This is a genomic window from Streptomyces sp. NPDC099050 (assembly GCF_044759865.1).
Lineage (GTDB): Bacteria > Actinomycetota > Actinomycetes > Streptomycetales > Streptomycetaceae > Streptomyces.
On sequence record NZ_JBIWAE010000007.1, the window covers coordinates 350358 to 357875 of the forward strand.

Sequence of the window (7518 nt, forward strand, 5' to 3'; positions counted from 1 at the left end):
CTCAGTCAGCAGTGGGCCGCCACCGTTGAGCGGCGCGGATTGCGGTTCTGGCACCTAGCACTCCGACCGATACCGAAAGTAGTGTGCATCCAAGAGTGGCAGTGCCGAGAACCCCCCAGGAGAACCTTCCCTCCTGCACCATGGCGATGAAGAAGAGGGAATGCCAAGCGGTGACGACGGCAGCAATGACGGTGGAGATGAGTAGTGGGAGGGTAAGGTGCCAAAAGACTACCGTGCGGTAAATATTGTGACTGCCGGTCAGAACAGTCAGAGGTGCCAGGACATGACGGATTCTGGCAAACTCGGCAGCGCTACTCAGGGCTGCGGTCAACAGCAGGATGGTGAGTCCAAGGGATCCGAATAGCAGGGTCCAGTTGTTGAGGCGGTCTTTGCTCGCTGCGCCGACCAGCCAGGTCTCGCCGGGAGGCTCCACATTAACGGCAGGGATTAGCGCATAGGCCGCCTTTTCGATCTGCGCCCGATGCCCAGGCTCCGTGGTGACTACGATCAGTGAGCCGTTGATCGGATCGTGAGCCAACGAAGCAAGGGTGACCTGAACCCGCATGCTAGGACCGTACCAATTGGCAATTGCTCTGCCCCGGATGTCGTTGCTCGAGACTTCTTCTGGCTCTGCGGGACACGGCAGACTCAGGGACTGCAACGCTGGGCAGCTGCCCTGAAGGAACACAGCCCCTTGCTCAGGAGACGATTGCAAAGCAAGAACTTGGGAGCCTTCCGGAAGCGAACGTGAGAGTTCGTCGATGATTGAAGGCGTAATAGCACTGCTTTGGATACTGAAAACCCTGTCTCCGAGTTGGGCATCAGCGGCACGTGCCACGGCAGCCTTCTCTCCGAGTCGGCTGTTCCACACCTGCATCTGGCAGACGAGGCCGACACCGATGACCATGGCGAGGGCCAACCGGACAATGACACCGGGGTGCGCGACGGTCCATCGTCCGCCGATCAATGCCCCTGCACGACCGGTTCGTGAGCCGCGTTCGGCGATCACGCTGCCCAGCCCGCGGCAGGCCGTAACGGCGACAGAGGGCAACAGCGCCCACATGGCGATCGTGCCGACGGTGAAGACGGCGAGACCGGGCGGGCCTGTGAGGTACTGGCTCAAGACGACAGTGGCGATGCCCCAGGCACAACCGACCAGCCGCCAACGTGGTACTCGCGAGGAAAATGATCGGGGCCTCGTAGTGGCCCCGCCACGATCGACTCTGTGAAGAAGAACCATGACGGCCACTGAGACCGTGAAGGACACCACCAGCGCGACGGCCATCAGCGGCATCGCGGAGCGAGCATCTGAGCTGTCCAGCAGATGGCCGGTAAACGGGACCCTGATGTCGATGAACAACACTGTGGCCAGCGGCAGGACTGACAGGGCTGTTCCGATCGCGACGGGAAGGGCCGCCTCTCCCGTATTGACGACCGCCCGATGCCACCAGGCCCCGCCCAACGCTTGAAGCAGACTGCTGCGTCGATCCCGAGTGCTCGAACCGATACGTGAAGCAACGACCAGAAGCGCTACAGCCGGCACACCGGTCATCGCCCCCAGAACGAGCAACAGCTGTGAGAGGGGCCGGCCGTACAGAATCTCCCCCATCGGGTAGGACTGCCCGAATCCCGTGATGGAGAACCAAGATTCCCTCTCGCTCTCGGCGGGAGTCCGCGACGGCCTGACATACGCGATGCGTTCCGAAGGAGATGCGAGGCCAGACTTATCAATTGAGCCCGCATAGCTTCCGTACCGGCTGGTGATCTGCTCACGCTGCCCTTGGCGCACCAACTCCGGAGAGAGCATGACCTCACCGGGGTCGGGCCAGCGAGTAAGCCCAGGCGGCGGTTCAGCACCGGGCTTCAACGGTTCCACGTAGATCACAGTGTGCTGGAATTCGCCGACTGCGTCGAACGTCTCCCGCCACAGCGCCACTGCGTCCTGTTGCCGGTCGGTGATCACTGGGCCTCGCGCCTGGTTTCGGGTCGCTCGACCGTCGTAGGTAGCTGAGGCAACAACCATCGCCAAAGTGACCAGAGCGATCGTCGCCGAAGCGGCGACCAGAGCACAGAACCGCAATCTGTCAGTGGGACGGCCACGCCCGGCGGCGAAGCCGATACGCAACAGTTGCGCCCACAGGCGGCCGCCTTGGCCAAGTTGACGGGAGGGAGGCTTGGCCTGCTGCTCCGCTTCAGCGACTGTGCTCACGGGCCAACCCCGTCCCAAGCACTCGACAGCACGCCAGCCTCAAGCTGCTGGGTGGAGCCGGCGCGAGCGGCCACCGCGGGATCATGTGTGACAACGAGGAGAGCACAGCCGCGCTGCTGGGAAACCGCAAACAGGAGATCAGCCACGGCCTCACGCGCTCTGGGATCCAGCGCCCCGGTCGGCTCATCGGCGAGGAGGACGCGGGGCTCCGTAATCAGAGCCCGGGCCACGGCCGCCCGCTGCCGCTCACCACCTGAAAGCAACCCCGTCGGCGTTCCAACATCCGGAACACCAAGTTCTGTCAGCAGATCGGTCGCGCGCTTATAAGCATCATGATGATCACCGCCCCCCAGCAGCATAGGCAGCGCAACATTCTCTACTGGTGTGAGTTCGGGCAATAGCTCTCCGAACTGGAACACAACACCGATATGCGCGCGACGCAGCTTCGCCAATAGCCGCGCCGACAGCCCGGCGAGTTCTTGCCCGTCGACCTTGATTGATCCACGGTCAGGCTTGATCAGCCCGAGGATGCACATCAGCAGAGTAGACTTTCCGGAACCACTGGGGCCCATGATGGCCATCGACTCACCCGGCTGGACATCAAGATCGACTCCGTCCAGCAACACGCGCTCGCCCAGGCGATGACAAAGGCCCTCCACCTGGAGGCCGGCAGATTTTCCGGTTGCCAATTTATCGCTCCTTCATCACCACCTCGGTATGGAGGTGCACTGATTGGGAAATTAAACTGCCGGGTCAGCCAACGAGTGGCCGACCCGGCGGACTGATCTACAGGAAGAATTAAGGGGCGACCCAGCCGGAGCAGTCGTCAGGGTCACCGTAATTCTCGTCGCACGCCTGGAACTTGATGATCTTCGAACCGCTGGCCGACGTGACCGTGGTGCCGGGGCCGCTGTGGTTCCAGAGGGTCCGCTTGGTGCCCGCGGTGGACTGGCGGTAGTACTCCGCCTTGCCGGGGTCGCCGTCCTTACTGCCATCGTAAACGGAGATCACGCCGGCATCTCCGCCATACGGAGCGGTCGCTGATACGCCACCCCCCTTTGCGGTGAGAGCCATGGCGGTGCCCGTAGGAATTACGAGACCTATGGCGATTACCGTTCCGACGACGAATTTTATTCGCGACATATTTTCCCCCTCCCGTTGCGGGCCATTTGGCCCGGGTTGAGTATTGATCAAGCAAAGGCTTACAGCAAGGAGCAAGTTTAGGCTTCGACCGACGTTAATCCGCCACATTCCTGGATGTAAGCCGACGGCGTGTTGCTGTGGTGTATTAGGCGGGGGCGGGATGAGTGGTCGGCATTAAGTTCGAAATCAGTAAATTGGGCGCAAATCACAAAAAATCATAGGGTTAGCTGGTACGTCATATTTAAAGGCGATATTATTCGGAGGGTAACGTGGAGGGTCCGCTATGTTGTTTCGGTTTCTTCGCTTCTCGCTTTTCATTTACAGGGCGCGCCACTGCACCTGAAGTCCTCGGACCTTCCGGCTGGCGTGATGCTGGGCTTTCTTAGAGAACGGGAACTCGGCGAGTTCCGACCTGTTCTACGGCAAGGACGGCGACCTGACGGGTGCGGACAAGGAGAGCCAGGAGGTCTCCATGCTCGCGCTGCACCTATTGCAGAGCAGTGATTCCTTTCCCAACCTCATGTTGAGGTGTGGTGGAGGAAGAGGACTGCCTTCACGATGTCGGTGATCCGGTTGGTGCTGCAGCGGAGCTTCCGCAGGAGGCGCCAAGCCTTCAGCACGGCCATGGCCTGCTCGCCGACGCAGCGGATCTTGGCGTGGCTGCTGTTGTGCCGTCGCTTCCAGCGCTTGAGCCGACGGCCCCGGAAGGGGACTCGGATGTGCCGACCGGCGCCTTGGTAGGCCTTGTCCGCCCAGCACTTCAGGCCCGCGGTGGCGAGCGCGTCGACGATGCCATGGCTTCGGGCCGCGGTCAGGTCGTGAGTGGCTCCGGGCAGGGCTGGTGACGCCCAGAGCAGTCGGCCGAACGGGTCGGTGAGGACCTGCACGTTCATGCCGTGCCGCTTTTGTTTTCCGGAGTAGTAGGGGGTGTCGGCGGCGATCCGGTCGATCGGCAGCAGCGTGCCGTCCAGGATCACGAACGCTTTCGTCTGGGCCGTCTCCATCGCCGTGGCCAGGGCCGGTGCGCGAGCGGCCAGGACTTCGATGGCCTCGCGTATGTACCGGTAGACGGTCGCGATGCCGATTCCGAACCCGGCGGCAAGCTGGGCGTAAGTGTCGCCGCACCGCAGGTGGGCCAGGGCGAGCAAGGCCTGACGGCCGCCGGGCAGTCGTCGCCACCGCGTACCGATCTCCCGCCACCTCGCGGTGAGCTGTCGCGTCAGATGCCGCAGGGTGCTGCTGGACAGATCGATCGAGGACGGGTAGACAAGCACGCGAAGCTCCTGGCGGCATGGGTGATCTTGGTCGAGAACCCGTCTACCAGGAGCTTCGTCGTTCCGTACAGCCCACACCGACCAACACCACAGCCCCACCGTCAGGTTGAAAAGGGCTCAGTGCTCGCCTACGCCAACCGGCCTGGCGGCACGATCGACTCGAACTCTGGCCAGCTATTTCGACACGGTAGTGGGCGTTGACAGGCGGCGCGCCCTGGGCGATGGCGAGGGCGGTCCCGAAGCCCTGTAGCAGCCCGTACTCCTGCCCGACCCGCCGTCAACAGGCATCGGAACTGACCGCCTTCACTGCTCCAACATGCGCGGATTCTCGTAGGCGCTCAGGAGCTCTTCGATGCGTTGGTTGTTGATGGACTGCCGGTCGTAGAGGCATTTGGCGTAGCGGGTGAGGAGGACTTCGACGCTGTTCCCGGCCCGCTGGGCGACTTCCGCGGGGTCGGCTCCGGCACACAGCCAGGTGGAGAGGGCCGAGTGCCTCAGGTCGTAGGGACGTTTTGCAAGTGGGGTGGAGGCGAGTGCGGGCGACAGGGCCAGGGCGCGGGCCTCGCGCCAGACGTAGTGGTAGGCGGTGTAGCTGAGGATTCCGCCGCGTTCGCTGAAGAACAGCCGGCCGTCTTCGGCCGTGCCGAAGTCGGTGACGCTCTCGCGCCACAGCGCTACGAGGTGCGGTGGGAGCGGCACCACCCGGGTTTCGCCGGGCGGGCGGTTCTTCAGCCCGCGATCATCGTGGTAGTCGCCGCTGTCGGTCCATCGCTTGCCCGCCTGCGGCAGCGTGCGGTGCACGATCAGCCGCCCCCAGCCTGTCTGCGGCAGACGGCAGTCCGGCAGCGCCACCGCGATCGCCTCCTCCGGGCGCAGACCCGCGTAGTACATGCCCGCGAACAGCCCGACCAGCCGCCGGCCACGGGCCCGTCGGTACCCGCCCACGTAGGAGACGGCGGCCAGCAGGTCCCGCGCCTGGGAAGGGTTGGCCACCACCCGCGGGTCCACCGAGCCGGACGGCTTGGGCACCCGCCAGCGGACCCGCGCCAGCGGGTCGCCGGCGAGCTCACCCCGCTCCACGGCGTAGTGCAGGGCGTGCACCAAGACCTTGCGTTTGCGCCGCATCGTCTCCACGGCCGCTTCACCGCCGTCGATCTTGCGGCGCAGCGACTCCAGCACGTCACGCGCCAGGATCGGATCGTGCAGGTCGGCCAGCGGCCGGGAGGCCTTCGCCACCCACTGCAGGACGAGCCGGTCCTCCACCGGCGCCGGCGGCTGCCCGGGCTTGGGCACGACGAAGGCCCAGTGCCGAAGGGCCCGGCGCAACAGACGCTCACTCGGCCGGCCGGGAAGGTCCCAGCACATCGCCAGGGTGACGGCGGTCAGCCCCTCGCTGGTCTCGTCACGGGTCTTCGCAGCCCGGCCCGGCCAGTGGGCCCGCGCGTACTCGGTCGCGAAGGCATACCAGCTCAAGTGAGACGGCGTCCGGGGCGCGGGGGCAGCCTTGCCTTCCTGGGCCAGGCCCACGCGAATGGCCCGCACCAGTTCCGCCCCGAACTCCCCTGCCAGGTCCGCGACCACGCTGCCACGCTCCTGGCAGCCGTCGCCATGCGGCCACGGCGCGAGATCCGTCACGGCACCGCCGTACCGCCCGTTCGAGTCCATGCCCCGCCTCCTTCTGATCGGCGAGGGCATGACTGCCCAGCACAGCCACTCACCCATCCCCCAGCAAGAAGGCACTCGGATAGCGCGAGGTTGACGGATGCGGACTATCGCATCTTCGGCAGGCCCCTGCTGGCCCGGGCGGGGGAACGCCGACCAGCCTCTCACTGCGGCGCGCAAGGTAGCGGTGGATCCCCGGTCAGCCAAACCGGGGAATCGCCGGACCATTGAAGATCCACCGCCGCCCCGCCCGAACTCACGGAAGCCACCCTCTCGACACACTCCTCGTTCCCTTACCACCCGCGTGGAGACAGCCGTCCGACCGGCATGACCCGGTCGCGCCATGGCACAGCTGAGCACGTAGTACTCGGCCGTCCGCTCAAGGCCCCGTTCGGGCTGGAGCATCGGCTACAGGACGCCGACGCCATGGCAACCGGTCGTGGGCAAGTCCCGCACGAAGCCGGGGATCAGGGCGCCCCTGGCCGGATCTGCTGTGAGGCACAGCCAGCACCCTGGCCTCCTTCAACAGCTCCTGCATTCGCCAGCGCACCACACACACCTGGCATTCGCCCTTGCCGGTCCCCGCCGAGCCCAAACAGGACCTCGTCAAAGTCCACGGCCGGCTCCGCCGTATCCCCCGTCGGCCCCTACTGTGGGGGAGCACAGAGAAGCCAGCAACGCTAAGCCCGTCTCCGCAGGTAGCGGCACCTCGCCGCGCCTCTCAGAACACGCCGGCTGCGAGAGCGCATCCGCGCGAGCCGACCCGCCTTGCAACGGCGCCGGAGCCCGAAAGCCCCTGTCGGCCTGCATCTCGGGTGCGCCTGAGGAACCTGCCGCGCGTCCGCTCGTTGGACAGCCCGGGAAATGCACACCGCCCAGGGGGTCACTCCCCCGAGCTCCCAGGGCGGCTCCCCCCGGGCCCTGACACCCGAGGACTCCAGCCCGTCCCGCGCGGCCCTTCCACCGCCCGGCCGGACTGGAGCGGCGCCATCCGGCGGTGACGCCAACACGGGTGTCAGGATCCACAGCCGCGCCAGGCCAGGCCGCGGACGAGCGGATTGCGGGTGGATCCTGTGATCCGACAGGTGGAGCAACCCGAACCGGTTCACCGGCCGCCCGCAGCCGCAGGCTCGCCCTAGACGAGTCATTCCGAATGCTGACGGTGTGTTCGGGAACGCAGACAGGGCGTCCAAGATCGTTGTGTGACGAACAACCTAGACGCCCTGCTGA

At 65.3% G+C, this 7518-nt stretch carries 5 protein-coding genes; all 5 read right to left on the reverse strand.

The genetic code is table 11. The features are described from left to right. Position 1 precedes the first annotated feature (1 nt). Positions 2 to 2209 (reverse strand): permease, encoded by a 2208-nt coding sequence (locus ACIQV3_RS15390; protein WP_403712864.1) that lies wholly within the window; start codon positions 2207 to 2209, stop codon positions 2 to 4. Then, the gene (locus tag ACIQV3_RS15395; protein ID WP_403712865.1) at positions 2206 to 2898 is read right to left on the reverse strand and encodes an ABC transporter ATP-binding protein; all 693 of its coding nucleotides are present in this window, start codon (positions 2896 to 2898) and stop codon (positions 2206 to 2208) included. The genes ACIQV3_RS15390 and ACIQV3_RS15395 overlap by 4 nt, the downstream gene beginning before the upstream one ends. A 109-nt stretch (positions 2899 to 3007) precedes the next feature. Next, positions 3008 to 3220 (reverse strand): hypothetical protein, encoded by a 213-nt coding sequence (locus ACIQV3_RS15400; protein ID WP_403712866.1) that lies wholly within the window; start codon positions 3218 to 3220, stop codon positions 3008 to 3010. A gap of 650 nt (positions 3221 to 3870) precedes the next feature. After that, positions 3871 to 4626: a transposase family protein gene (locus tag ACIQV3_RS15405; RefSeq protein ID WP_403712867.1), complete on the reverse strand. Its 756-nt coding sequence runs from the start codon at positions 4624 to 4626 to the stop codon at positions 3871 to 3873. Positions 4627 to 4929: 303 nt separating this feature from the next. Next, on the reverse strand, positions 4930 to 6291 hold the full coding sequence (locus ACIQV3_RS15410; RefSeq protein WP_403712869.1) for a tyrosine-type recombinase/integrase: 1362 nt from the start codon (positions 6289 to 6291) through the stop codon (positions 4930 to 4932). Between the last annotated feature and the right edge of the window lie 1227 nt (positions 6292 to 7518).

Excerpts from the sequence above, each read along its gene's own strand:
- ACIQV3_RS15410 (WP_403712869.1), bottom strand. The coding sequence starts at position 6,291 with ATGGACTCGAACGGGCGGTACGGCGGTGCCGTGACGGATCTCGCGCCG.